This is a genomic window from Chryseobacterium sp. T16E-39, assembly GCF_002216065.1.
Lineage (GTDB): Bacteria > Bacteroidota > Bacteroidia > Flavobacteriales > Weeksellaceae > Chryseobacterium.
Genome location: NZ_CP022282.1, coordinates 3,266,759 through 3,289,323 on the forward strand (window position 1 = coordinate 3,266,759; position 22,565 = coordinate 3,289,323).

The 22,565-nt window shown below is 34.9% G+C and carries 28 protein-coding genes; 12 read left to right on the forward strand and 16 right to left on the reverse strand.

Annotated elements, in window-relative coordinates; all coding sequences use genetic code 11:
- Positions 1-663 carry a hypothetical protein gene (locus CEY12_RS14760; protein WP_089028409.1) on the forward strand — a complete coding sequence of 221 codons (663 nt, stop codon included), beginning with the start codon at positions 1-3 and terminating at the stop codon, positions 661-663.
- Positions 632-1,165, forward strand: a complete 534-nt coding sequence (locus CEY12_RS14765) for a GNAT family N-acetyltransferase (protein WP_089028410.1) — start codon at positions 632-634, stop codon at positions 1,163-1,165. Before CEY12_RS14760 ends, CEY12_RS14765 begins: the two co-directional genes overlap by 32 nt.
- Positions 1,166-1,254: 89 nt before the next feature.
- Here the strand turns inward: CEY12_RS14765 and bcp are convergent, their stop codons facing one another.
- Entirely contained in the window at positions 1,255-1,704 is a 450-nt protein-coding gene (bcp, locus tag CEY12_RS14770; RefSeq protein WP_089028411.1) for a thioredoxin-dependent thiol peroxidase, read from the reverse strand.
- 32 nt (positions 1,705-1,736) lie between these two features.
- On the opposite strand from bcp, the gene CEY12_RS14775 reads away from it, so the two are divergent.
- Positions 1,737-2,357 carry an endonuclease III domain-containing protein gene (locus tag CEY12_RS14775; protein ID WP_089028412.1) on the forward strand — a complete coding sequence of 207 codons (621 nt, stop codon included), beginning with the start codon at positions 1,737-1,739 and terminating at the stop codon, positions 2,355-2,357.
- On the opposite strand, the gene CEY12_RS14780 is transcribed toward CEY12_RS14775, so the two are convergent.
- Entirely contained in the window at positions 2,358-2,804 is a 447-nt protein-coding gene (locus CEY12_RS14780) for a DinB family protein (protein ID WP_089028413.1), read from the reverse strand.
- A 188-nt stretch (positions 2,805-2,992) separates the two neighbouring features.
- Positions 2,993-4,789 (reverse strand): DUF885 domain-containing protein, encoded by a 1,797-nt coding sequence (locus CEY12_RS14785; RefSeq protein WP_089028414.1) that lies wholly within the window; start codon positions 4,787-4,789, stop codon positions 2,993-2,995.
- 168 nt (positions 4,790-4,957) lie between these two features.
- Here CEY12_RS14785 and CEY12_RS14790 point away from each other — a divergent pair, with 168 nt between their 5' ends.
- The 4 genes from CEY12_RS14790 (at position 4,958) to CEY12_RS14805 (ending at position 7,702) form a co-directional block, all read left to right on the forward strand.
- Positions 4,958-5,419 carry a hypothetical protein gene (locus CEY12_RS14790; protein WP_089028415.1) on the forward strand — a complete coding sequence of 154 codons (462 nt, stop codon included), beginning with the start codon at positions 4,958-4,960 and terminating at the stop codon, positions 5,417-5,419.
- 177 nt (positions 5,420-5,596) lie between these two features.
- The gene (locus tag CEY12_RS14795) at positions 5,597-6,301 is read left to right on the forward strand and encodes a MotA/TolQ/ExbB proton channel family protein (protein ID WP_089028416.1); all 705 of its coding nucleotides are present in this window, start codon (positions 5,597-5,599) and stop codon (positions 6,299-6,301) included.
- 93 nt (positions 6,302-6,394) lie between these two features.
- Positions 6,395-6,793, forward strand: a complete 399-nt coding sequence (locus CEY12_RS14800; protein WP_089028417.1) for an ExbD/TolR family protein — start codon at positions 6,395-6,397, stop codon at positions 6,791-6,793.
- Between the two features lie 27 nt (positions 6,794-6,820).
- Positions 6,821-7,702: a ferric siderophore ABC transporter substrate-binding protein gene (locus tag CEY12_RS14805; RefSeq protein WP_089028418.1), complete on the forward strand. Its 882-nt coding sequence runs from the start codon at positions 6,821-6,823 to the stop codon at positions 7,700-7,702.
- Positions 7,703-7,716: 14 nt separating this feature from the next.
- On the opposite strand, the gene CEY12_RS14810 is transcribed toward CEY12_RS14805, so the two are convergent.
- The 9 genes from CEY12_RS14810 to CEY12_RS14850 form a co-directional block, all read right to left on the reverse strand.
- Positions 7,717-8,109 carry a hypothetical protein gene (locus CEY12_RS14810; RefSeq protein WP_089028419.1) on the reverse strand — a complete coding sequence of 131 codons (393 nt, stop codon included), beginning with the start codon at positions 8,107-8,109 and terminating at the stop codon, positions 7,717-7,719.
- Between the two features lie 36 nt (positions 8,110-8,145).
- Positions 8,146-9,549, reverse strand: a complete 1,404-nt coding sequence (locus tag CEY12_RS14815) for a nucleoside recognition domain-containing protein (RefSeq protein ID WP_089028420.1) — start codon at positions 9,547-9,549, stop codon at positions 8,146-8,148.
- A 50-nt stretch (positions 9,550-9,599) separates the two neighbouring features.
- Positions 9,600-10,112 carry a DUF6973 domain-containing protein gene (locus tag CEY12_RS14820; protein ID WP_089028421.1) on the reverse strand — a complete coding sequence of 171 codons (513 nt, stop codon included), beginning with the start codon at positions 10,110-10,112 and terminating at the stop codon, positions 9,600-9,602.
- Positions 10,113-10,166: 54 nt separating this feature from the next.
- The gene (accD, locus tag CEY12_RS14825) at positions 10,167-11,021 is read right to left on the reverse strand and encodes an acetyl-CoA carboxylase, carboxyltransferase subunit beta (RefSeq protein WP_089028422.1); all 855 of its coding nucleotides are present in this window, start codon (positions 11,019-11,021) and stop codon (positions 10,167-10,169) included.
- Between the two features lie 88 nt (positions 11,022-11,109).
- Complete coding sequence (gene fbaA / locus CEY12_RS14830) at positions 11,110-12,180, reverse strand: class II fructose-bisphosphate aldolase (protein ID WP_089028423.1); 1,071 nt, start codon at positions 12,178-12,180, stop codon at positions 11,110-11,112.
- 68 nt (positions 12,181-12,248) lie between these two features.
- Positions 12,249-13,115 carry an NAD kinase gene (locus tag CEY12_RS14835; protein ID WP_089028424.1) on the reverse strand — a complete coding sequence of 289 codons (867 nt, stop codon included), beginning with the start codon at positions 13,113-13,115 and terminating at the stop codon, positions 12,249-12,251.
- A 1-nt stretch (position 13,116) separates the two neighbouring features.
- Complete coding sequence (locus tag CEY12_RS14840) at positions 13,117-13,767, reverse strand: CBS domain-containing protein (RefSeq protein ID WP_089028425.1); 651 nt, start codon at positions 13,765-13,767, stop codon at positions 13,117-13,119.
- A gap of 185 nt (positions 13,768-13,952) precedes the next feature.
- The gene (locus tag CEY12_RS14845) at positions 13,953-14,483 is read right to left on the reverse strand and encodes an RNA methyltransferase (RefSeq protein WP_089028426.1); all 531 of its coding nucleotides are present in this window, start codon (positions 14,481-14,483) and stop codon (positions 13,953-13,955) included.
- Positions 14,484-14,487: 4 nt separating this feature from the next.
- Positions 14,488-15,108 carry a toxin-antitoxin system YwqK family antitoxin gene (locus CEY12_RS14850; protein WP_089029891.1) on the reverse strand — a complete coding sequence of 207 codons (621 nt, stop codon included), beginning with the start codon at positions 15,106-15,108 and terminating at the stop codon, positions 14,488-14,490.
- A gap of 55 nt (positions 15,109-15,163) precedes the next feature.
- Here CEY12_RS14850 and CEY12_RS14855 point away from each other — a divergent pair, with 55 nt between their 5' ends.
- Positions 15,164-15,763, forward strand: coding sequence for a hypothetical protein (locus CEY12_RS14855; RefSeq protein ID WP_089029892.1), 600 nt, complete (start codon positions 15,164-15,166; stop codon positions 15,761-15,763).
- Here CEY12_RS14855 and CEY12_RS14860 read toward each other — a convergent pair.
- Positions 15,760-16,689, reverse strand: a complete 930-nt coding sequence (locus CEY12_RS14860; RefSeq protein ID WP_317043926.1) for a bestrophin family protein — start codon at positions 16,687-16,689, stop codon at positions 15,760-15,762. The two genes, CEY12_RS14855 and CEY12_RS14860, sit on opposite strands and share 4 nt — an antisense overlap.
- A 69-nt stretch (positions 16,690-16,758) precedes the next feature.
- Between CEY12_RS14860 and CEY12_RS22310 the strand changes: the two genes are divergently transcribed.
- Together CEY12_RS22310 and CEY12_RS14865 are read left to right on the forward strand one after the other, a co-directional pair.
- Entirely contained in the window at positions 16,759-16,920 is a 162-nt protein-coding gene (locus CEY12_RS22310) for a hypothetical protein (RefSeq protein ID WP_157676831.1), read from the forward strand.
- Positions 16,921-17,034: 114 nt separating this feature from the next.
- Positions 17,035-17,910 carry a cupin-like domain-containing protein gene (locus CEY12_RS14865; RefSeq protein WP_089028427.1) on the forward strand — a complete coding sequence of 292 codons (876 nt, stop codon included), beginning with the start codon at positions 17,035-17,037 and terminating at the stop codon, positions 17,908-17,910.
- An 18-nt stretch (positions 17,911-17,928) separates the two neighbouring features.
- On the opposite strand, the gene CEY12_RS14870 is transcribed toward CEY12_RS14865, so the two are convergent.
- Positions 17,929-18,459: a GNAT family N-acetyltransferase gene (locus tag CEY12_RS14870; RefSeq protein WP_089028428.1), complete on the reverse strand. Its 531-nt coding sequence runs from the start codon at positions 18,457-18,459 to the stop codon at positions 17,929-17,931.
- 125 nt (positions 18,460-18,584) lie between these two features.
- On the opposite strand from CEY12_RS14870, the gene mutS reads away from it, so the two are divergent.
- A complete protein-coding gene (mutS, locus tag CEY12_RS14875) occupies positions 18,585-21,188 on the forward strand; it encodes a DNA mismatch repair protein MutS (RefSeq protein ID WP_089028429.1) in 2,604 nt (867 codons plus the stop codon).
- Between the two features lie 239 nt (positions 21,189-21,427).
- Here the strand turns inward: mutS and CEY12_RS22315 are convergent, their stop codons facing one another.
- Together CEY12_RS22315 and CEY12_RS22320 are read right to left on the reverse strand one after the other, a co-directional pair.
- Positions 21,428-21,592, reverse strand: a complete 165-nt coding sequence (locus CEY12_RS22315; protein WP_157676832.1) for a bacteriocin — start codon at positions 21,590-21,592, stop codon at positions 21,428-21,430.
- A 171-nt stretch (positions 21,593-21,763) separates the two neighbouring features.
- Entirely contained in the window at positions 21,764-21,904 is a 141-nt protein-coding gene (locus CEY12_RS22320) for a bacteriocin (protein ID WP_157676833.1), read from the reverse strand.
- Between the two features lie 172 nt (positions 21,905-22,076).
- Here CEY12_RS22320 and CEY12_RS14880 point away from each other — a divergent pair, with 172 nt between their 5' ends.
- Positions 22,077-22,565, forward strand: coding sequence for a TlpA family protein disulfide reductase (locus tag CEY12_RS14880; RefSeq protein WP_089028430.1), 489 nt, complete (start codon positions 22,077-22,079; stop codon positions 22,563-22,565).

Here is a 22,565-nt window from a genome sequence, read left to right on the forward strand (position 1 = left end):
ATGGGAAAATTGAGTTCAAAAATTATCATATTCACTTTTATTCTTTTGGGAGTATTGTCTTATTCTCAGACAAAAAAGAAATTTTCAAGCATTCCAAATGTTCTTCAGGGGATCCAATCGGATGATAAGATTGACTTTTGGGTATTAAATTACAATACCTATGGTAAAGATCAGGAAATAAAAATTTCGGGAACTAAAAAAGATTATGTGCCGCAATCCTCCGGGTTTGATATGTTTCCCGATGAAGATAGTTTTTATTATATTGCTTATTCTTCAGGTGGGAAAATAGAGTATGTAACAAATTTAGAGGGACTGAAAAAGTTTATTGGAAAAATAGATAATGTACAGGAGGCCGCTATTGCAGCTACGGCGGATGGATATATGATAGATGAGGAATTTACTGACGTTGCAGGAAACTACTATGAAGATAAGACAAACTATTATCTCGACTTAGGAAAACTAACATCAAAAGCCTGCCCATATCAGAAAACACATTATACGCTTACGGTAAATAAGACCAGTGGAGCTGTTACCAATGTGAAGGATAATGGAACATATATAGAACTCTATAATAAGAAATGTGCGAATAATCCGAGGCTTTTGAAAATTGAGAAAAAAGAAGAACCAAAAGATGAGCCTAAAAAACCAAGTAAAAGAAAATAGTTTTTACGAAACAGAAAGACTGATCCTTCGTCCGATATCTTTGGAGGACGGAGCATTTATATTTGACCTTTATAACAGGCCAAAATTTATCCAGTTTATTGGAGACCGTAACCTTAAAAACATTTCTGATGCTGAAGAGTATATCAAAAATAGATTTCTTCCTCAGCTGGAGAATTTAGGATTCGGAAACTACCTTGTTGTGACTAAAGATAAAAATGAAAAAGTAGGCGCTGTTGGAATTTTTGAACGCGAGGGGCTTGATGTTGTCGATATTGGATTCTCTCTACTGGATGAATTCGAGGGAAAAGGATATGCGTATGAAGCAGCTGTAAAGGTTAAATCTATCGGAATGGATGAATTTGGATTGAAAAAAATCTCTGCCATTACTTCAAAGGATAATTTTTCTTCCCAGAAATTGATTGAGAAACTAGGATTAAAGTTTCAAAAACACATAACTCTTCCTAATGATAGTGAAGAACTCAGATACTACGAGACCGAGTAGATTGGTAACAAATAACACAAATCTCTAAACTAAACAAAGGTATTTAATGCAGTTGTTAGTGAAAAGATTTGTGTTATTTGTCTTAAAAATTATCCCTCCAGAATTTGATCGGCTGCAGTCTTTGAGGTAACCTTTTCAATAACTCTTGTACAGATTCCTTTTTCATCAAAAATAAAAGTGGTTCTTACAATTCCCATATAGGTTTTGCCGAACGTTTTTTTCTCCTGCCAAACACCAAATTTTTCAATAATATTACGGTTTTCATCTGCGATAAGATCGTAAGGAAAAGCAAATTTGCTGTGAAAGTTTTTCTGTTTTTTTACGGAATCTCCGCTGATTCCTAAAAGCTGGAATCCTGCCTTCTTTAGCTGCGAATAATTGTCGCTTAAATTGCAGGCTTCCACAGTACAAGTGGGGGTATTAGCCTGAGGATAAAAGAATATAACGAGCTTCTTTCCAATTAACTGGGATGAATTTATCGTTTCTCCATCCTGATTAGTTCCTTCAAATTCCGGTAATTTGTCTCCTACTTTCAGCATAATGTTTATTTTTGTTCAAATTTAGTGGTTAAATGACAAAAAAGCAAAGAGCTGAACTTGTTCAGCTTGAATTAGAAAAATTATATCCTGAAGTTCCCATTCCTTTAGCACATACTGACGCTTATACGTTGATGGTTGCCGTAGCGCTTTCTGCACAGACAACAGATAAGAAGGTGAATGAAGTAACACCCGAGCTATTTAAAGTGGCAGGAACTCCAGAAAAGATGGCTAAGCTTGAAGTTTCAGAGATTAAAGAGCTCATCAAAGAGATTGGACTTTCCAATACAAAAGCAAAAAACCTGAAAAGAATGGCCGAACTTTTACTGGAAAGACATAATGGAGTGGTTCCTCAGACATATGAAGAATTAGAGGCATTACCTGGTGTCGGACATAAAACAGCTTCTGTAGTAATGAGTCAGGGGTTTGGGTTTCCTGCATTTCCGGTAGATACACATATTCACAGGCTAATGACCCAATGGAAGCTTACTTCCGGGAAAAATGTAGTTGAAACCGAAAAAGATGCCAAAAATATTTGGAAAGAGGGGGTATGGAACAAACTTCATCTCCAGATCATCTTCTATGGAAGGGAATATTCTCCCGCGAGAGGAAAAGGAGAGAAGGATTTTATTACAAAGATGATGTTTGAAAAGTAATTAGTTGTCCAGTAGCCTTCTGTGATAATTAATTTGACCCAAATGATAACTCAAATGTCCCATTAAATGAATCAGAAAATACTCAGTGGTCATCTTATACCCTAAAGGCTCGAGAGGATAAGCTTTTTGGAGATCGGATTCTGTTAATTGATCAAGGGAAGATTGTACAATATCAATTGTACTTTCTATTTGACGAATGAGTTCAGTACGTGGAATATCTTTTAATGAAAATTCAAGTTCTCTGTTCCTTACATATCCAGAGTTTCCAAGTATTGCCCCCACAAAGTGACAGAGGTTTCCAGCTAAATGTAACGAAAGGTTTCCAGCAGAATTTGAAATACTTTTATCGGTCTTCCAGATTGATTCTTCGTTTTGATACGCTTCAATTTCTGTTTTTAATTTATTTAAATCTCTGATAAAAAGAGATTGTAGTGATTCTGTTATCATTTTTTATTTAATCAAAATTTTATTTGAGGATAACTGTTGGTATAATGGCTTAGTTGTTATGAATTTTACTTTTCTTAAAGTCTTAGGATCAGTATCTTTATCTAAAATATTCCTTGTTTTATTTAAAATATAAATGTAAAATAAAAAAGCCACAAAAATCAATTTGTGGCCTTCATATTTTGTTTAAATTACTTCTGCTTTTTCGCCCAAAGCTCCATTTTTCTGTTTAAAACATCTAAAGGAAGACAGCCCTGGCTCAATACTTCATCATGGAAGCTGGCAAGGTTGAATTTCTTTCCAAGTTGTTTTTGATACTGATCCCTCAATTCTCGTATTCTTAAAGATCCAATTTTGTATCCTAAAGCCTGACCAGGCATTGCCATATATCTTTCTACTTCTGCTGTAGCTCCTGCCTCGTCATAAGAGATATTACTTAAAAAGTATTTGATTGCCTCTTCTCTGGTCATTTTTCCTGTATGTAAACCAGTATCAACAACAAGTCTTACCGCTCTCAACATTTGGTCACTTAAATACCCCATTTTTTGATAAGGATCGGTGTATAACCCAAATTCAGGACCTAAAGTCTCGCAGTAATGTGCCCAGCCTTCTCCGTAAGCTCCAAACCATCCGAATCTCATGAACTTTGGCAGTTTTGTGTTTTCCTGCTGAAGAGAAACCTGATAGTGATGCCCCGGAATGGCTTCATGTAAGAAAAGAGATTCCATTCCAGAAGTAACATTGAACTTGGCAGGATCGGGAAGAGGGACATAAAAGATACCTGGTCTTTTGCCATCAGGAGTTCCCGGAGTATACTCTGCACTTGCACTTGCCTCTCTGAACTTCTCCGTCTGCCTGATCTCGAATTTTGTTTTCGGGGTTACATTGAACATGGTTTTTAGCTTCGGAGTAATTTTAGATAAAATCCCATTAAAACCTGCTAAAACTTCTTTTGACGTTTTGTAAGGCATTGCCTTAGGATCTGTTTTGACAAACGTTATAAATTGTTCCAGACTTCCTGTGAATCCAACCTGTTGCTTTACTTTTTCCATTTCGGTACGAAGCATAGCCACTTGCTGAAGTCCAATTTTATTGATTTCTTCAGGAGATTTGTTGGTTGTGGTCCAGCTTTTTACATAGTATTGATAGATTTCGTTTCCTTTAGGTAGACTGTTGTAACCATCTGTGTCCCTTCCTTTAGGAAGATATTCCTTTTCTAAAAAGGTGCCCATTTTAGTATAGGCAGGAATGATTTTTTTCAAAATAGCCTCCTTATAAAGGGCTGTAAATTTTTCTCTCTGAGATTGTGAGAAATCTTTTGGAAATTTTTTAATAGGCCCATAGAAGATATTCTTTTCGAAATCCGGGGTAATGATTTCTTCAGCTTTCATCTGTGGGATCATTTTTACGATAAGCTTTTTAGGAAGAACTATTTTATTATTAATCCCTTCTTTGAAGTTTTCAATGGCGCTATCCATCCATAAAGGGAATTTATTCATTCTTTGTAGCCAGTCAGTATAATCTTTTTCTGTTTTGAATGGCTGACTTCCTTCACCACTTCCAAATAAAGGGAAATTTAGAGGCAGACCTGTAAATTGGCTGAATGGGATATATTCGGGATGGTAGGCGTAAGCTTCAATTTTATCTTTTAGGGTGTAATCTAATACATCATAAACGACTTTGTCTTCATCTGAAAGACTTTTATAATCCACTTTATCTAACTGATTTTGAATTGAATTGTAAAAGGCAATTTCTCCTGAAATAAAATCTTTATCGATATTGATGGATAGTTGGTCGTTATATCTGGTATCTCCCTGCGAAGTAGCATCTAGTGGATACAGTTTCAAATATTGTTCATAATAATTTGACGCAATCGAATCAAGATTGGTGGGCGTTACCTTTGTGAGGGGAGAATCGGACTTTTTACAAGACATAAGGCCTACAGTCAGGCCCAGACATAAAATACTTTTAGACAAAACGTTTTTCATTTCAGAATCTTTATAAAAACAAAAGTAAGTAATATTGGAAAACTAAATTGAGACGGATCGCTGATTTTAGAAAAATAATTTTCAAAATATTTTTCAAATTCAATCTATTTTTTATCTTTGCTTAAAACATTTAACAATCATATTATTACAGCTCTTTTTTAAGAAATAATGAAAGGGATTTTAAAAATTTACCATCCGGACGAAACATTAAAATACAATATAAGAAGCACTTATTGCAAGGCTATTTATAGTAATCAGCAACATTTCCTTGAAGTTGAGGTCATTACGGATGATGGCTTGGATCACGTAGACGATGATTCTTTACAGTATAACTTTCCACAACTTTCAATGGAAGTTTTCGATTTTCCAATAGATTCTGCGGATATTGAAGGAAAAACAATTAGAATCAATGATTCTGATGAAGAAACTTACACAGAGGTAGATCTATTTGATGATGAAGACGCCTTTATCTATGATAATGAGCTCTTATTTGAGAAAAATGAAGAAGGAGAATTGGAACTGATCTGGAAAGGAACCATTGATGATTTCTATACGGGATCAGATACCCCCATTGCTTTCAGGCTTAAATGCGAATTTAAACAGGATAATATTGAGGTAGACGAAGATTAAAATCGGTCTTATTCAATCCTTTATATTCAAATTTCTTTTCAAATTCTTTTTGGAAAGAAATTTGCTATTTATGTCTCGGTGGAAAAATTTAAGTTGTTTTTAAGCATTTTTTAAGACACGAATTGATAATATTCCATTACTTTTGTCGTTTAAAATCATTATAAAATATTCACATTAATGCTGTTAACGGAACTTACTCAGATCTTATTTGCGCAAATTGCAACACCCGCAGTTGCCACAGACAACTTAGAATTTTCATTTTGGAATATCATGTTCCACGGAGGGGCTTTCGCTAAAATAGTGATGGTTACCGTGTTACTACTTGGTGTGTTTTCGGTATATCTGTTTTTTGAGCGTTTTTTCTTTATTAAAAGATTGTCTTCAAAGACGGATTCCAATTTTATGAATAATATCGAAGACTTTATTAAAGAAGGAAAAATTGAGTCGGCAGTGGATTATTGCAGAAGACAAAATTCTCCGGAAGGAAGGATATTGGAAAAAGGGATTTCAAGATTGGGAAGACCTGTTTCAGATATTGTAAGCGCAATGGAGTCACAGGCTCAGGTAGAAGTAGCAAATATGGAAAAAAATCTTAACCTTTTAGCTGTGGTACCGAGTATTGCGCCGATGTTGGGACTTTTAGGAACAGTTATTGGGATGATCATTGCCTTCTTTAATTTGTCTCATGCGACAGGGTCTTTCTCTCCAAAAACACTTTCGGAAGGGATCTATACAGCTTTGGGGCAAACGGCTGTTGGTTTGGCAGTAGCTATTCCGGCTAACTTTTTCTACAATATACTATTAACAAGAATTGATAAATTTGTTCTGAAAGCTCAGAATATGTCGGGTGAATTTTTAGACCTTATCAATAAACCTTTATAAATCTTTCTTATGAAATCGTCATCAAAAGAAACTTCATTTGTAAGAATTAATTGAGCGATTCCATCTGACCATTAAAAATATTAGAATAAACAGATGAAAATTCAAAGAAGAAATAAAGCAAATCCGGAATTTAGTTTAGCAGCAATGACTGATGTTATTTTGCTTATGCTAATCTTCTTTATGATAACGTCTTCAGCTGCCAATCAAAGTGCGATTGATGTAAATTTGCCAAAAACGACTACTGCTGACGATAATATACCCAATCCACTTACGGTAACAATTAAACCTGATGGAACTTATTATATTGATGATAAGCTTGTTGCCAGAGAACAGCTTGAACAGGCAATCGTTAATAACCTGACAAATCAAACGAATAAGTCTTTTACAATTAGGGCGGATGAAAATACACTGCATAAAGATGTTGTTTTTGCAATGGAAATTGCAGAGAAATACAAGTTTAATATTGCTCTTGCAACTGTTAAAGATAAATAAACCGGATACTGGTAAGTATTAAAAATAATGAAAAGCTATAGTGTAGACAAAAACGAGGAAACCCGTGATCGGATAAAAAGTGGAATACTTTCTATTTTAGTCTGGTCTGCAATCCTGCTTTTTGTTTTTCTTTATAAGTTAAAACCGGATCAGAATAAGGAGCCCGAAGTGGTGACGACGATGCTGGTCAACTTTGGAGATAACCGTAATGGAAAAGGGATTGAAGAACCTGCAGAGCAGGAGGGCAGCTTAGCATCCAAAACAGAAGAGGTAACTCCTGAACCTGTGGAGGCTGTTGTTCCTGAGACCAAAACAGTAGTAAAGCCGGAACCAAAGACTGAAACTAAAAAATCAGAACCAAAAGAAAAGGTAATAACCGGAAACAGTAAAAAAACAAGTGTCCCTAAAAAGGAAGAATCAAAGTCTAATAAAAAAGAAACGACAAGCGCTTCGGCTTCTAAAAATAATAAAAAAAGTTCTGGTACAACCGCTAATTCTAAAACCGGAAACGGAGATGGAAAAGGCAATGCTGCTATCGGAAATCTTATAAAAGGAAGAGGGACAAAGGCTGGTAGTCAAGGCACGGGGACGGGTGTTGGAAACAATGGAGATCCTCTAGGGGGAGACGGTAATGGAGACAGTAAAGTCGGAATCGACAGAAAGCTGATTGGTTACATACCGGGAACAATGGGCAGAGGAGGAGCACAGCCACAGCATAGTTGTACAGCAAGCGGATCCGTTACTGTTGCCTATACAGTAGATAAAGCAGGAAATGTAGTCTCTGCAAGAAGAGTAGGTGGGATATCAGATCCATGCGTTTCTTCAACCTCAGTGGCTTGGGTGAAAAAATATGTAAAAGCTGAAAAGGCAAGTACATCATCAACGGGAAGTTATAAGATTACATTCTAAAATACAAAAGCACTTTATTCAAGTGCTTTTTTTATTTCATTAATTCTGTTGATAATGGGAAGGGCAAAAATTCCGCTGGTCTGGAGATACAATTCGTAAAATGTTTTTGCTTTATCCAGAAAATTGTGATTGTTCGTTTCTTTTCCTTTAAAATAGAAAAGATTTCCAAGCATTTCGTAGTAATCTTTATGATCTCTCTCTTGCCTTTCATTAACGATCTCTATTATTTCCTCTTTTGATTTTGATGATATTTCGACAAAGTCTATCTTGAAGATATCCTTCATTAAAGAATCAAAATCAAGTTCTTTTTGCATTAAACTTTCTTCGGGTTTGTCTAGAATAAGTTTTTCCAATGCCTGTGTTAATTGACGAATCAATCGCAAGGTGAATTCTTTATCTGTAATCATTTCTTTTGATTTTGTTGTTCAATTTTTTTTTAAATGCTAGGCGAAAAATAAATAAGCTAACGCAATAGATGTAATAACGCCTACTAGATCCGCCAGAAGCATAGCAATAACAGCATATCTGGTGTTTTTAACGGCTACGGCTCCAAAATAAACTGCAATGACGTAAAAGGTCGTATCTGAGCTTCCTTGAAGGACTGCAGCAAGCTTTCCTTGAAAACTATCAGCTCCGAAAGTGGACATGGTGTCAACCATCATTCCTCTGGCTCCTGAACCCGAAAGCGGTTTTATTAATGCCGTTGGTAGTCCATCTACAAATCTGGCATCTAAATTAGCCATGTTGGCTACCCATTTCATTCCGTCAATAATAACATCAAAAACACCTGAAGTTCTGAGAAGTGAAATTGCTATTAACATTCCTACCAAATAAGGAATGATTTTAACACAAGTGGTAAAGCCTTCTTTGGCTCCATCAATAAAGGCATCAAAAACATTGATCTTTTTGTAAACGGCTCCCAGTACTATTGCTAGGAAAATAAATAAAATAAGTCCGTTACTTAAAACCTTGCTGAAAGTATCCAATTCATCCTTACTCAGTCGAACAAGATACAGAACTAATAGTCCGATAATAGCCGAAATTCCTCCAACATATGCAATTACTATTGGCCGCAGAAGATTGATCTTTTGATATAGAGAAACAATAATCATTGCAGCCAGTGTTGCAGTAAACGTAGCAATCATGCATGGGAGAAAGATATCAGTCGGCGTTTTTGAACCCATTGAAGCTCTGATGGCTATAATAGAAACCGGGATCAGAGTCATTCCTCCTGCATGAAGACAAAGAAACATGATCTGAGAGTTGCTTGCGGTATCTTTGTTTGGATTTAATGTTTGCAAACTTTCCATTGCTTTCAGCCCGAATGGAGTTGCAGCATTGTCAAGCCCAAGAAGGTTTGCGCTGAAATTCATCAGCATATGACCAAATGCAGGATGGTTTTTTGGGATGTCAGGAAATAATTTTGAAAAGAATGGTTGGATCAGTCTGCTTAATAAGTTAATTCCACCTGCTTTTTCAGCAATACTCATAAAACCCATAAATAAGGTCATAATACCAATCAATCCGAGACATATTTTGACAGCTGTTTCTGCGGTTCCTATAACACCATCTGCTTCCTGTACGCGGTATACTTTAACCTCTTGTTTTATTGAATCTGTTTTATAATGAATTCTGTTATCGGCAAAGTCAGACTTCTTCATGAGACTGTCTTTAATGATCGGAGAGAGTGTATTCATTTTTTGTGAAGCAATCTGTACCGTATCTCCTCCTTTTCCAACAACCATATCATTGAAAATAGTATTATAATGACTCGAAGAAATATATTTTATACTAGCGATAGCAATAGCGATAATAATAAAAGCGGACCAAATTCTGCTGAGAACCATCTGTTTGAATTAAATTTTAGAAAAGATAATAAATTAAATGTTATGAAAAGTTATTTTTCATCGAGATACACCAAATACCCCTCAAAATCATCATCCAGATTTTTCAGAACTTTTGCATCATCCATTTTTTTAATTAATGCGTCTATAAAGAAGCTTTTTTCAAAAAACTGACGATGGATCCCTGGGAGAATCTCCATAAAATAATCCATTCCAATCTTATTGTTGTGAAGATCCATTTTTGTTTCCAAAGGTTTGTTGGGGAACAATTCTTCGTGCAGATCAGTTATTCTTTTACAGAAGTCGAGTGCTTTTTGAGGTGAAGAAATTTTAGAGCAGTACATCAGAATAAAACAGCACCAAAGGGCATGTCTGAATGCATTACCTATTCCGTTATTGGAAGCGGTTTCAGGAAAACGTTTTTGAGCAATGGTAAAGGCTTTCGCGGTAGCATGAAAACTTAAAATCGAGAATAAGGGATGGGGCATAACGAGAGATAAAAGACGCATAATCTTTTTAAAGCTCATTGCCCGGATCGTATCGAAAAATATTTTAAAAGTTCTCATAAATAAAAATCTCTCCCTAATTAGAGAGAGATTATATTGTATTTGTTACAAAATTTAAGCATGTACTGCTAATAAATTTACTGTTTTAGAAACAACATCTTTAATCTCAGTTCTTTTTACGATAAAGTCTACAAATCCTTTTTCCTGAAGGAATTCCGAAGTTTGGAAACCTTCCGGTAAATCTCTACCAATTGTTTCACGGATAACCCTAGGTCCGGCGAAACCGATAAGTGCTTTTGGTTCTGCCATAATAATATCTGCAGTCATCGCAAAAGAAGCCGTAATACCTCCAAAGGTAGGATCACATAAATAAGCGATATACAAAAGACCAGCTTCTGAAAGCTGAGCCAATTTAGCCTGTACTTTTGCCAATTGCATTAGTGAATAAGTCGCTTCCTGCATTCTTGCACCTCCGGACTGACAGATAATCATATAGGGAAGTTTATGAGCGATACAGTAATCTACAGCTCTTCTGATTTTTTCACCCATTACAGAACCTAAAGATCCTCCGATAAAAGCGAAATCCATACAAGAAACCACCATCTCAGTTCCTTTTACAGTCCCGACAGCATTTCTGATAGAATCTGTAAGTTTTGTTTTTGCTTTTACCTCTTTCAAACGGTCTGCGTAAGCTTTTGTATCTTTGAAGTTTAGGATGTCTATACTTTCGACACTAGCATCTAGTTCAGTGAATTTACCCTCATCAAAAAGGATATCAAAAAATTCTGCACTTCCTATTCTTACATGAAATCCATCTTCAGGAGAAACGTAATTGTTTTTCCTAAGCTCTTCGTGTTCCACTATTTTTCCTGATGGAGTTTGGTGCCAAAGCCCCTTAGGAACATCCTTTTTTTCATCAGTAGAAGTGGTAATGTTTTTTGCTTTTCTTTTAAACCAGTCGAATGCCATTTTTCCTTGTATTAATGTATAAATGTAAAATGTATTAATGTAAAGGTATCCTAATGAATACTTTTTACATTAATACAAATGTACAGTCTTATTTTAAAGTATTTACGTTATTTAAATCTTCAAAAGCTTTAACTAATCTTGTAGAGAAAGTTTCTTCACCTTTTCTTACCCAAACTCTTGGATCATAGAATTTCTTGTTAGGTTTTTCTTCTCCCTCAGGATTTCCGATTTGAGCTCTTAAATAATCAATATTATTAACCATATAATCTCTTACACCTTCTGTATAAGCAAATTGAAGATCGGTATCGATATTCATTTTAATTACACCGTAATCGATTGCCTCTCTGATTTCTTCTAAAGTAGAACCAGAACCTCCGTGGAATACAAAGTTTACAGGTTTCGCAGCAGTTCCGAATTTCTCCTGAACGAATTTCTGAGAATTATCTAGGATTTTTGGAGTAAGAACTACGTTTCCTGGCTTATATACACCATGTACGTTACCAAAAGCAGCAGCAATAGTAAAGTTATCAGAAACAGCTTTTAGTTTTTCATAAGTATAAGCTACATCTTCTGGTTGCGTATATAATTTAGAATTATCTACATCAGAATTATCAACACCATCTTCTTCTCCTCCTGTTACACCTATTTCTACTTCTAAAGTCATTTGCATTTTAGCCATTCTTTCAAAATATTGAGCAGAAACTTCTATGTTTTCTTCTAAAGGCTCTTCAGAAAGATCCAGCATGTGAGATGAATACAAAGATTTTCCTGTTAATCTGAAAAATTCTTCGTTAGCATCCATGATACCATCGATCCATGGCAATAATTTTTTTGCACAGTGGTCAGTATGTAAAATTACAGTAGCTCCGTATGCTTCTGCAAGAGTGTGGATATGTCTTGCTCCGGCAATCGCTCCCAAAATAGCAGCCTTTTGTCCATCATTGCTCAATCCTTTTCCTGCATTGAAAGCAGCTCCACCATTTGAAAACTGAATAATAACAGGAGAGTTTAATTTTGCTGCAGTCTCCATAACAGCGTTTACGTTGCTAGAACCGATAACGTTTACAGCTGGTAACGCAAATTTATTTTCTTTAGCATACTGAAAAATATCAGTAACCAATTGACCTGTGGCAACTCCTGCCGGAAAAATTCTGCTCATGTTTTACTTTTTAAATAAATTATTAGGTGTTTTTAAAGTTTGTAAAGGTAAGAAAATTTGTGTAATCACTAATTTCTTTTATCCCGCCCCCAAAGTAATTTCTGACGGATGGTTTCATAAAAACTTAAGTTATTAGGCTGAACCAGAAGGATCTGAAAATCAGCCTTTTTTATAATGATTTCTTTATCCGTTTCTATATGTATCAGTCTCGAATCTAAAGAAAGGGAATACTGAGATACCCGGCTTTCTACTTTGAATTTTATCTCAACACTGTCATTAACGACTAAAGGCCGCACATTTAAGTTATGCGGGGCAATAGGGGTTATGACAAAATTTTCATTGTTAGGAGAAATGATCGGGCCGCCGCAGCTTAATGAATATGCGGTGGAACCTGTAGGAGTAGAGACGATCACTCCGTCTCCCCAAAATACATTTAGGAATTCATCGTTTATAAATGAATCTACTGTAATCATTGATGTCGTTTCTTTTCTTGAAACGGTAACGTCGTTTAAAGCGTAAGGAAAAAATTCTTCTGATCTTGGAGACACGACTTCAATTACAGAACGACGACTGGTTTTTACATCTCCTTTTAAGATAGCATCCAGTTCCTTAAAAGCCTCTTCCTTGGTAAAGCTGGCTAAAAACCCTAACCTTCCTGTGTTTACTCCAACAATCGGGATTTCAAGATCTTCGATGAATGTCAAAGAATTTACAATCGTTCCATCTCCTCCAAAAGTGAAGAAAAGATCCACCTCCTTTTCGATAAGGTCCTGCTTGTTGTTGAACGTTTCAAATATTTTTGAAAATTGAAGGGCCTCAGCCATTTCATCAAACAGGACAGATTTTACGCCTCTGCTCTCAAGTTCTGAAACGAATTTGCTTAAATATAAAAAAGTATCGAGATCTTTTTTTTGAGAATATATAGCTGCCTTCATGTTATATTTCTATAAATTTTTGGAAAAAACCGAATCGGTCTTTAAAAAGATCCGTTTTCTCGTCGGAATAGAATTTTTCAACAATTCTATAATCGTATCGATCAAAAGTAGCATCAATTGACGCCAGGTTTTCATTGCTGATCTTTATGGTAATACGAACCACTTCTTCAGACATAAAACTGATAAAGCCACCATAAAATTTGGAATTGTTACTCTCCACAATATTGGCAATTTCTGTCATTGAATACTTTCTTGCAGGTGCTTCTACCGTAAGAATAGCACCGGATTCAGAAAATAAAGGATATCTTGATAAATCCTGAAAAACGTCTTCACAGGTGATATATCCCAAATATTTTTCAGTTTTATTGATGACGGGAATCACGTTGGAATTAAAAGTGTAAAACAAACGGATACTGTCCATGATATTATTATCTTCGAGAATCGCGAACCTTTCAACCTGATGCTCCAGATCTTTAAGTATTCCCTCAGTTTCGTAAAGAAAGTCTTTGGCAATAGCCCCATAAAAATGATGAGACTTTTTAATGAAAACATGCGTATATCCAAAATCTTCTAATGTGCTTCTTGCTGATTCTATCGAGTCAGTCAGGCTAAAACATGGGAAATCCTTTGAGATATAGTCCTTGATAAACATTGTGCTAATTTATAAAAAATTAAACGAAACTGTTTTGTAATATTCGGTTTTTTTTTCGGGAAAATGAAAAATGCGATCCTAAAATTTGTTTGTAAATAAAAAAAAAGTATCTTTGTCGCCTTTCATTTTTACTTTTTATTAGATTTATTTCAAACTGCACTGTCTCTTAGACATATGCAGTTTTTTTATTTTAGGGCCTTGGCGAATTCCCACATCACCAGCCCTCCGCATACACTTACATTTAAAGAATGCTTCGTTCCCAACTGAGGAATTTCTAAGAAAACATCAATGTTTTCTAATGCTTCATCACTAATCCCATCTACTTCATTACCCAGAATTATAGCATATTTTTTAGATTGATCAATTATGAAGTCCGTAATCATTGTACTATTGCTGGTTTGTTCTATGCCTATAATATCAAATCCCTGACTCTTCAAATCCTGTATTGCGGTATTAATATCGCTTTCATATCCCCAGTCTACACTTTCTGTTGCCCCCAAAGCAGCTTTGTGAATTTCCCGGTGAGGAGGTTGGGGGGTAATTCCACAAAGGATTATTTTTTCAATTAAAAAAGCATCTGCCGTTCTGAATGTGGCGCCCACATTGTGCATACTTCTTACATTATCCAAAATGACGATCAAAGGAATTTTTTCAACTTTTTTGAATGTTTCTACATCTATTCTGTTGAGTTCTTCCAGTTTTAATTTATGTACCAATATATTATTTTGTAGAGATTAATTTTCCGTCTTTGTATATTTCTGTTTTTTCTATACTTCCATCTTCACGGTAGTGAACTCTCGTTCCATTCCACTGGTCATTGGCAAATTCAGTTTCACGCTGAACTTTTCCAGATGGATAAAGCATTTTCCATTTTCCGGTTGCCAGTCCGTTTTCATAATAGCCAATCTGCTTCACAGATTTTCCGTTTTCATAAAAAACCTTGCTTTCTCCATTCAGTTTTCCTAGTCTGTAATTGGAAATTTCGGTAATGGTGCCTGAAGGTGAATAAAAAGTTCCTGTTGAACTGTTGTCATACACGTTTTTTTCGCCGTTTCTGAAAACTTCTTTAGAGGTTAAGACTCCATTTTTGTCGTAGTAAGCCCATTCTTTTATTTTATAGTCCTTTTTGTATTCCCCTTTTGCCTGAACTTTTCCGCTTTCATAATAGAAAACGGCGTCACCATCCAGCTTTCCTTTTTTCCATTCGGCAACCTCTTTTACCTGGCCGTTTTCAAAGAATTGCTTGCAGCTTCCTTCTTGTAATCCATCCTTAAACCCACAAGGTTTTTGTGCAAAAACCAGCGAAGATGTAGAAAATAATAAAAGAAAAATGTATTTCATAGATATTTTTATTTCAAAAATAGTAAAATAGTTATATTTGATTAAAAAATATGACATGAAAAATTTACTTGTAATTATAACGGTAATGTCCGCTGTTATATTATCAAAAGCCCAAAATACCTACTATCCGCAGGCTTTCTTTGATAAAAAATTAGCTCAAAGTATGATCGGTTTCGGGAATTCTACGATTGAAGGAGTAGCATCTACAAAGCAAAAAAATAGCTGGGGAATAAAGCCTCTATTGGGTGAAAAACATTACGCCCGGGAGGGGACTGTGGTCATGCTTTTTCCTGTAACTCCATATTTTGAAGAGTTTTATAGTATGAGAAAGAAGTATGAGAACAAAAAGACAACCGTTTATATGTCCGAAGAAGCCTTTAAATATAGAATAGAGGCATTAACAGATGCGCATGGAAGATTTAAATTTGAAAAACTGAAACCAGGCAAATATTATTTAGAAACGATTGTGAACTTTACGGCTACTGCAAACTATCAGCAGCAAACCGGACAATCAAATGCTTATAATGCTTATGGAAATTTTTTATATTCCACCCCAATATATCAGACTTTTTTCTACAATTATGCCTCCTCAAACAGAGAGAGTAAATTTGTAGAAATAAAGCAAGATGGCGAACTAAAAGAAATCAACCTTTAAAGGTTGATTTTATTTTTTAATCCCATGATCTGATGAACATTCTTTTCGATATTCTGTGCTATGGTCTCCATCGGAATGTCATTCTCATCATTATTGAAAGGATCCTCAATTTCTTCAGCAATAAGTTCAAGGCTCATTAATACATAATATACAAAGACAGTAAGTGGGATCATAAATAGACCAATACTGATAACGTACGCAACCGGCAACGCCAATACATAAAGTATGATGAATTTCTTTACAAAGGAAGAATAAGAATAAGGAATTGGAGTATTTTTAATCCTTTCACATCCACCACATATATCCAGAAATCCGGAAAGCTGACTATCCAGATATACCATTTCTACATCTGAAATTTTTCCTTCTTTTTTTAATTGATTCAATTTGTGGCTAAGGAGAATGACAATTTCACTGGGTCCGTGATGCTTAAGAGAGTTCTCAATTTCAGAATAATCTTCATCCAATGCCAGTCTTGTGGACTCTTTGGACAGATGTTTTGCCAGGAAATGAGGAAAGAATTTTAAATATCTTGCTATTTGCTCTGCACTTTGCCGGTCATTTTCAAGAATCAAATTGATCTTAATGGCAATGTTTCGGGTGTCATTAACAAGTTTTCCCCATAGTTTTCTTCCTTCCCACCATCGGTCGTATGCCGTGTTTGTTCTGAAAACCAATAATAGAGAAAGTACAAATCCAAGCAGCGAATGAATCATCCCCACATTGCTTACCGCTGATTTTGTTGTGAGATGAAGGTATTCAACTTCCAGATATTCGATTCCATATGAGTATATTCCAACAAGGATCATTGTTGGGAAAAGAATTTTCATAGTATCACTTTTGTGAAGGCTGAAAAGAATTTTCAGGAAATGCTTGGTATTATAAACTCTCATAAATTTAGTTGATACTACAAATATAATTTTTTTCATTTTATGGCTTCTTTACGGGAATCCACAAATTTGTCTGCGCAACCCTCCTTTTCTTTGTGAAAAAATAATATGGGATATTACAGAAAAGGACATTATAAAAAAGACGGAACATGGGTAAGCGGACACTACGTCAGCAAATACAGTAAAAAGAGTTTTCAGAAAGGAGGGAATGGCTGTGCTGTCATCTTTTTTTGGGGAATGATTTCTATATTGATTTATTTCCTCTCATAAGCATATTCTTTCTTTAATGCTGATTTTTAAATAGTAAAGGGAAAATGTAAAAGCAAAAATTTTTCTAAATTTCAAAAAAGCACTACTTTTATTTCGCATTAAATCAACAAATAAATGATTCTCGAAAAAGTAGATGTGGTTAATGACATCAGTAAAGAAGATTTTCAAAAAAAATATTTTACTAAGAAAAAACCTCTATTGATCAAAAACTTTGCAGCCAGATGGGATGGTTTTGATCTGTGGAGTCTTTCTTATATCCGTGAAAAAGCTGGAGAACAGGAGGTTCCTTTGTATGATAATAAGCCGGCTAATGCATCCAAAAGTTCGGATGCTCCGGCAACCCATATGAAGATGAAGGATTATATTGATACCATTAAAAGTAAACCTTCAGATCTCCGTATCTTCTTTTATATCATTACTGATAGACTGCCGGAATTATTAAAGAACTTTACCTATCCGGATCTTGGAATAAAATTTTTTAAAAGACTTCCCACATTATTTTTTGGAGGGAGTGAGGCCCATGTTCTGATGCATTATGATGTAGATCTGGGAGATTTTATGCACATTCATTTTGAGGGAAGAAAAAGGATCTTGCTTTTTGATCAGGAGCAATCTGCTTTTTTATATAAAGTCCCTTTATCTGTACATACAGTATATGATGTAGATTATGAAAATCCGGATTATAAAAAGTTTCCAGCCCTCCAGTACGCAAAAGGATATGAGATTTTTATGGAGCATGGAGACGCTCTTTTTATACCTGGAGCATTCTGGCATTTTAACAGGTATCTTGAGCCTGGGTTTTCTTTATCACTTCGGGCACTTCCAAACAAGCCCAAGGTTTTTGCAAGCATGCTTTATCATGTATTTATTATGCGATATACAGATAAACTTTTAAGAAAGCTTTTTAAATCAAAATGGGTAAATTACAAGCAGAAATGGGCTTATAAAAAAAGTACAGAGGCGCTGGAGAAACATTTGAGAAAGTTATAAATAAAACTATTGCCGGTTCTATTCTTTTATAAGTCCAAAAATAGTAGCATCTACAAACTTTCCCTTTTCAAAGAAAAAATCACGCATGGTTCCTTCTTTCTGAAAACCGGTTGAAAACAGAAGTTTTTCAGAAGAGATATTAGCAGGATCAATGAAGGCCTCTATTCTGTGAAGATTCATTTTTTCAAATCCATAAGATAAAATAGGCTGTATGGCCTCTTTCATGTATGATTTTTGCCAGTATTTTGGATTCAGTTCATAACCTATTTCAGCCTTGAAATGCTCGTGAAACCAATTATGATAACCACATGTTCCTATGACCTTTTTTTCTTCTTTGAGTTCAATAGCCCATCTAAATCCTTTTTTATTCTCAAACTCTGTATTGAAGGTATTGATCACATTTTCAGCTTCTTCAATTTGAGTAAATGTGGCCAGATCATAATATTCCATAACGATATCTAAAGAAAAGTATTCAAATAAATCTTTAGCATCATTAGCTGTGAGTTGTCGTAAAATTAATCTTTCAGTTTCTAATATTGGAAAATCCATTACTCAATTTTACCGAAAAATACAATAAAAAATTAATTTCGGCAAAGCTGTTTCCGGAAAGATTAATCCCAAAACAATTTTCTAAGCCTGAATTTATTTTTTAAATTTGACGTTCATTTTTTACTATGGCAAAAACAAAGAAGGAATCTCCCTCGAAAAAGGAAACTCCATTAATGACTCAGTATAATACCATCAAGGCAAAATATCCTGATGCTCTATTGTTGTTCCGGGTAGGAGATTTTTATGAAACTTTTGGACAGGATGCAATTCGGGCTTCTCAGGTTCTGGGTATTGTCCTCACCAAAAGAGCCAATGGAGAAGGTCATATTGAATTAGCTGGTTTTCCTCATCATTCAGTAGATTCTTATCTGCCAAAATTAGTTAGAGCAGGACTTCGCGTCGCTATTTGCGACCAATTGGAAGATCCAAAAACAGTGAAAGGAATAGTAAAAAGAGGAGTTACGGAACTGGTTACTCCCGGAGTTACATTCAATGATCAGGTATTAAGTTCGAAAAAGAATAACTTTCTTCTTTCTCTGCATAAAGAAAAAGAGAAATTTGGGATGGCTTTAGTGGATATTTCTACCGGAGAATTTTTAGTAAGCGAGGGAAATCTTGAAAAACTCTTGCACATTGTGGCTACTTTTGATCCAAGCGAGATTATTTATCAAAGAAGTGTTCAGATTCCTGAGCAATTAAAGAATAAAAGTGCTTTCAAACTGGAAGACTGGGCTTTTCAATATAATTTTGCCTATGAAAAGCTGACCAGCCACTTTAAAACCAATTCATTAAAAGGATTTGGTATAGAAGGATTTTCCCTGGCGATTACAGCAGCGGGGGCTATTTTTGCTTATCTGGTAGAGGATACTCATCATAATCTGTTAGCTCATCTTACTAAAATTAAAGTGATTCCTCAGGATGATTTTTTAATGATGGATAATTTCACATTGAGGAATCTTGAAATTGTTTATCCCAGTAATCCACAAGGAAAATCGCTTTTAGATATTATTGATAAAACAGCCACCCCAATGGGAGGAAGGTTGCTAAGAAGAAGGATCATCCTTCCTTTAAAATCAGTTAACGAAATACAACGGAGGCTTTCACTGATCGATTTTTTAAATGAAAATGATATATTAAAATATGAAATCTCCCAGTTACTAAGATCCATTTCTGATTTAGATCGTTTAATGGGTAAACTAGCGGCTGAAAAAATATCGCCTAAAGAAATCGGATACCTGCGTCAAAGTTTAGTTAATATCCATACAATCAAAGGATTGCTTCATCCGTTTGCTGATGTGTTGGCATGGTTAGAGCCTTTGTATGATTTAAATGAACTTATTAAATTTTTACAGGATCGCCTTAATGATGAGCTTCCGGTAAATATTTCAAAAGGGAAGGTAATTAAAGAGGGCATTTCAGAAGAATTAGACAGGTTAAGAAACCTCCAGAGTAAAGGGCGTGGTTTTCTGGATGAGATGTGCCAACGGGAAATTGAAAGAACAGGAATAACAAGTCTTAAAATAGATTTTAACAACGTTTTCGGATATTTTATAGAAGTTCGGAATACGCATAAAGATAAGGTTCCAAGTGATTGGTTAAGAAAACAGACCCTGGTAAGTGCAGAACGTTATATCACTGAAGAATTAAAAGAATATGAAAGTCAGATTCTTGGGGCTGAAGAAAAGATCAGTGTTTTGGAGAATGAGCTTTACAGGAATGTTTGTTCTGAAACCATGGTGTATATGGATCAGATCCAGGAAAACTCAAATATTATTGCACAGCTTGATGTCGCAGTAGGTTTATCGGAATTAGCCGTTTCTGAAAGCTATACGAAACCGATCTTGAATGAAAGCTATATTGTTGATTTAAAAGAGGCAAGACATCCAATTATTGAAAATGCACTTCCGTTAGGGGAGAAGTATATTCCTAATGACATATTTCTAGACAAAGATTCTCAGCAAATTATAATGGTAACGGGTCCCAATATGGCGGGTAAGTCTGCGATCCTTCGTCAGACGGCTATAGTATGTCTCTTAGCTCAAATAGGAAGTTTTGTGCCTGCAAAATATGCTGAAATCGGAGTTTTAGATAAGATCTTTACCAGAGTAGGGGCTACAGATAATATTTCTGCGGGCGAATCAACTTTTATGGTTGAGATGAATGAAGCCGCCAATATTTTGAATAATATTTCAGAAAGGAGTTTAATCTTACTGGATGAAATTGGTCGTGGAACATCTACCTATGATGGGGTTTCCATTGCGTGGGCTATTGCAGAGTATCTGCACCAGCATGCAAGTCAGGCAAAAACTTTATTTGCTACCCACTATCATGAATTGAATGAGATGACCGTGAATTTTGAAAGGGTAAAGAACTTCCACGTTTCTATTCAGGAAAACAAAGGGAATATAATTTTCCTTAGAAAGCTTGTTCCAGGCGGAAGTGAACATAGTTTTGGTATTCATGTAGCAAAGTTAGCGGGGATGCCTGCAAAAGTCGTAAATAGAGCTAATGAAATTCTAAAAACATTGGAAGCAAGCCGTACTCAGGGAACTTCATCAGAAAGCATTAAAAGAGTAACCGATGAAAATATGCAGTTGTCGTTCTTTCAGTTAGACGATCCTGTGTTGGAAAATATCCGGGAAGAACTTACGAAAATAGATATCAATACTTTAACACCTATTGAAGCTTTAATGAAGCTGAATTCGATAAAGAAAATGATTGGAGGTTAGATATAAATAAGAAAGAAAGTTTGTTATAACTTTCTTTCTTATTTTGTTAGCAGCATCCTCCTTTTATGTCGCATAGACCAATGTAAGGGTTTCCTTCAGGGCTAGTACATAAACATTGCATATCACACATATTAATTATACCGCCTTTAATTTCTTTTAACTCTCTTTTAGTCAGTTTTTTCTGAATGATTATTTTTTTCATAATAAACGAATTTAATTTCTTTGAGGTTAAATTTTAATTAACAACAGTATCCATCTTGTATTCCCTGAACCCCTATTAATTCTTCACCCGTATTACGGTCAAAGCAGCTAAACACGACAGGGCAATCATGACCGATTCCGCCATTAATTTTTTTCAACTCTTTTTTAGTTAATTTCTGGATTTTAGTGTTTGATTTTTTCATAATTATAACATTTAATTTATTTGAATTAAAAATACATTATTTATTCAATAATTCAAGTTGTTGTGACTAAAATTGTGGTAATCTTTTACTTTAGATAAGAAAAAATGACACCAGCATGTAGTGTCATTGCAGATTTGTTATTATTTGATTTGCTAAACAATCTCTAGCTAATTAGCAGCAATAATCGTCTTGAACTCCTGGTACTCCGCCTCTTTCCTGACCTGTCCGGCGGTCAATGCAGCTGATTACTATTCGGCAGACTACTTTACCTCCGTTAATTTCTTTTAACTCTTTTTTAGTTAATTTTTGCATTTTAGTGTTTGATTTTTTCATAATAAAAACTTTTAATTTGATTAAACTAAATTACATTTTTAATTTTGATATATCCATTATTAGTGAATGAAATTCATGAAAAATACCTGGATTCAGGTATATTAATGAGTTGAAAATCATAGATAAACGAAACTTTTTATTACTTTTGAATATGAAGCATTTACTGAAAGTTTTACTTTTATTATTAGGCGTTGCAATTTCAAAGGCGCAGCAGACTGAAATTTCTTCTGTGAAATATGAAGAGCTTGAAAAACGGATTCAAAAAGAGCATGATAAGCTGCTTGTAGTGAACTTTTGGTCGACTACTTGTGCTCCCTGTGTAAAAGAACTTCCTCACTTTATGGAAGTAAATAATAAAAATAAAGACAATCCAAAATTTAAAATGATCCTGGTTTCGTTGGATAGGGTGGCAGATAAAGAAAAAGTGACTAAATTCATCAAAAATAAAAACCTGACGGCTGAGGTTGTTTTATTAGATGATATCAAAAGAATGAATACATGGATTCCCCGATTTGAAAAAGACTGGGATGGAAATATACCGGTAACTTTGTTTTATAAAAGCGGAGAGAAAATATTTTTTAATGATGGAGAAATGAGCAAAGAAGAGTTGGAAAACATAATTAATAAAAATTTACTTTAA

Bases quoted from the DNA above. Each gene is read 5' to 3' on its own strand.
- CEY12_RS14795 (WP_089028416.1), top strand. From the start codon at position 5,597: ATGCTGTTAACGGAACTTACTCAGATCTTATTTGCGCAAATTGCAACA.
- CEY12_RS14765 (WP_089028410.1), top strand. From the start codon at position 632: ATGAGCCTAAAAAACCAAGTAAAAGAAAATAGTTTTTACGAAACAGAA.
- CEY12_RS22320 (WP_157676833.1), bottom strand. From the start codon at position 21,904: ATGCAAAAATTAACTAAAAAAGAGTTAAAAGAAATTAACGGAGGTAAA.
- bcp (WP_089028411.1), bottom strand. From the start codon at position 1,704: ATGCTGAAAGTAGGAGACAAATTACCGGAATTTGAAGGAACTAATCAG.
- CEY12_RS22310 (WP_157676831.1), top strand. From the start codon at position 16,759: ATGGGATATTACAGAAAAGGACATTATAAAAAAGACGGAACATGGGTA.
- CEY12_RS14835 (WP_089028424.1), bottom strand. From the start codon at position 13,115: ATGAAGGCAGCTATATATTCTCAAAAAAAAGATCTCGATACTTTTTTA.
- CEY12_RS14800 (WP_089028417.1), top strand. From the start codon at position 6,395: ATGAAAATTCAAAGAAGAAATAAAGCAAATCCGGAATTTAGTTTAGCA.
- CEY12_RS14785 (WP_089028414.1), bottom strand. From the start codon at position 4,789: ATGAAAAACGTTTTGTCTAAAAGTATTTTATGTCTGGGCCTGACTGTA.
- CEY12_RS14860 (WP_317043926.1), bottom strand. From the start codon at position 16,689: ATGAAAAAAATTATATTTGTAGTATCAACTAAATTTATGAGAGTTTAT.
- CEY12_RS14810 (WP_089028419.1), bottom strand. From the start codon at position 8,109: ATGATTACAGATAAAGAATTCACCTTGCGATTGATTCGTCAATTAACA.
- CEY12_RS14805 (WP_089028418.1), top strand. From the start codon at position 6,821: ATGAAAAGCTATAGTGTAGACAAAAACGAGGAAACCCGTGATCGGATA.
- CEY12_RS14815 (WP_089028420.1), bottom strand. From the start codon at position 9,549: ATGGTTCTCAGCAGAATTTGGTCCGCTTTTATTATTATCGCTATTGCT.
- CEY12_RS14840 (WP_089028425.1), bottom strand. From the start codon at position 13,767: ATGTTTATCAAGGACTATATCTCAAAGGATTTCCCATGTTTTAGCCTG.
- accD (WP_089028422.1), bottom strand. From the start codon at position 11,021: ATGGCATTCGACTGGTTTAAAAGAAAAGCAAAAAACATTACCACTTCT.
- fbaA (WP_089028423.1), bottom strand. From the start codon at position 12,180: ATGAGCAGAATTTTTCCGGCAGGAGTTGCCACAGGTCAATTGGTTACT.
- CEY12_RS14820 (WP_089028421.1), bottom strand. From the start codon at position 10,112: ATGAGAACTTTTAAAATATTTTTCGATACGATCCGGGCAATGAGCTTT.
- CEY12_RS14865 (WP_089028427.1), top strand. From the start codon at position 17,035: ATGATTCTCGAAAAAGTAGATGTGGTTAATGACATCAGTAAAGAAGAT.
- CEY12_RS14790 (WP_089028415.1), top strand. From the start codon at position 4,958: ATGAAAGGGATTTTAAAAATTTACCATCCGGACGAAACATTAAAATAC.
- CEY12_RS14780 (WP_089028413.1), bottom strand. From the start codon at position 2,804: ATGATAACAGAATCACTACAATCTCTTTTTATCAGAGATTTAAATAAA.
- CEY12_RS14775 (WP_089028412.1), top strand. From the start codon at position 1,737: ATGACAAAAAAGCAAAGAGCTGAACTTGTTCAGCTTGAATTAGAAAAA.
- CEY12_RS14850 (WP_089029891.1), bottom strand. From the start codon at position 15,108: ATGAAATACATTTTTCTTTTATTATTTTCTACATCTTCGCTGGTTTTT.
- CEY12_RS14855 (WP_089029892.1), top strand. From the start codon at position 15,164: ATGAAAAATTTACTTGTAATTATAACGGTAATGTCCGCTGTTATATTA.
- CEY12_RS14870 (WP_089028428.1), bottom strand. From the start codon at position 18,459: ATGGATTTTCCAATATTAGAAACTGAAAGATTAATTTTACGACAACTC.
- mutS (WP_089028429.1), top strand. From the start codon at position 18,585: ATGGCAAAAACAAAGAAGGAATCTCCCTCGAAAAAGGAAACTCCATTA.
- CEY12_RS14760 (WP_089028409.1), top strand. From the start codon at position 1: ATGGGAAAATTGAGTTCAAAAATTATCATATTCACTTTTATTCTTTTG.
- CEY12_RS14880 (WP_089028430.1), top strand. From the start codon at position 22,077: ATGAAGCATTTACTGAAAGTTTTACTTTTATTATTAGGCGTTGCAATT.
- CEY12_RS22315 (WP_157676832.1), bottom strand. From the start codon at position 21,592: ATGAAAAAATCAAACACTAAAATCCAGAAATTAACTAAAAAAGAGTTG.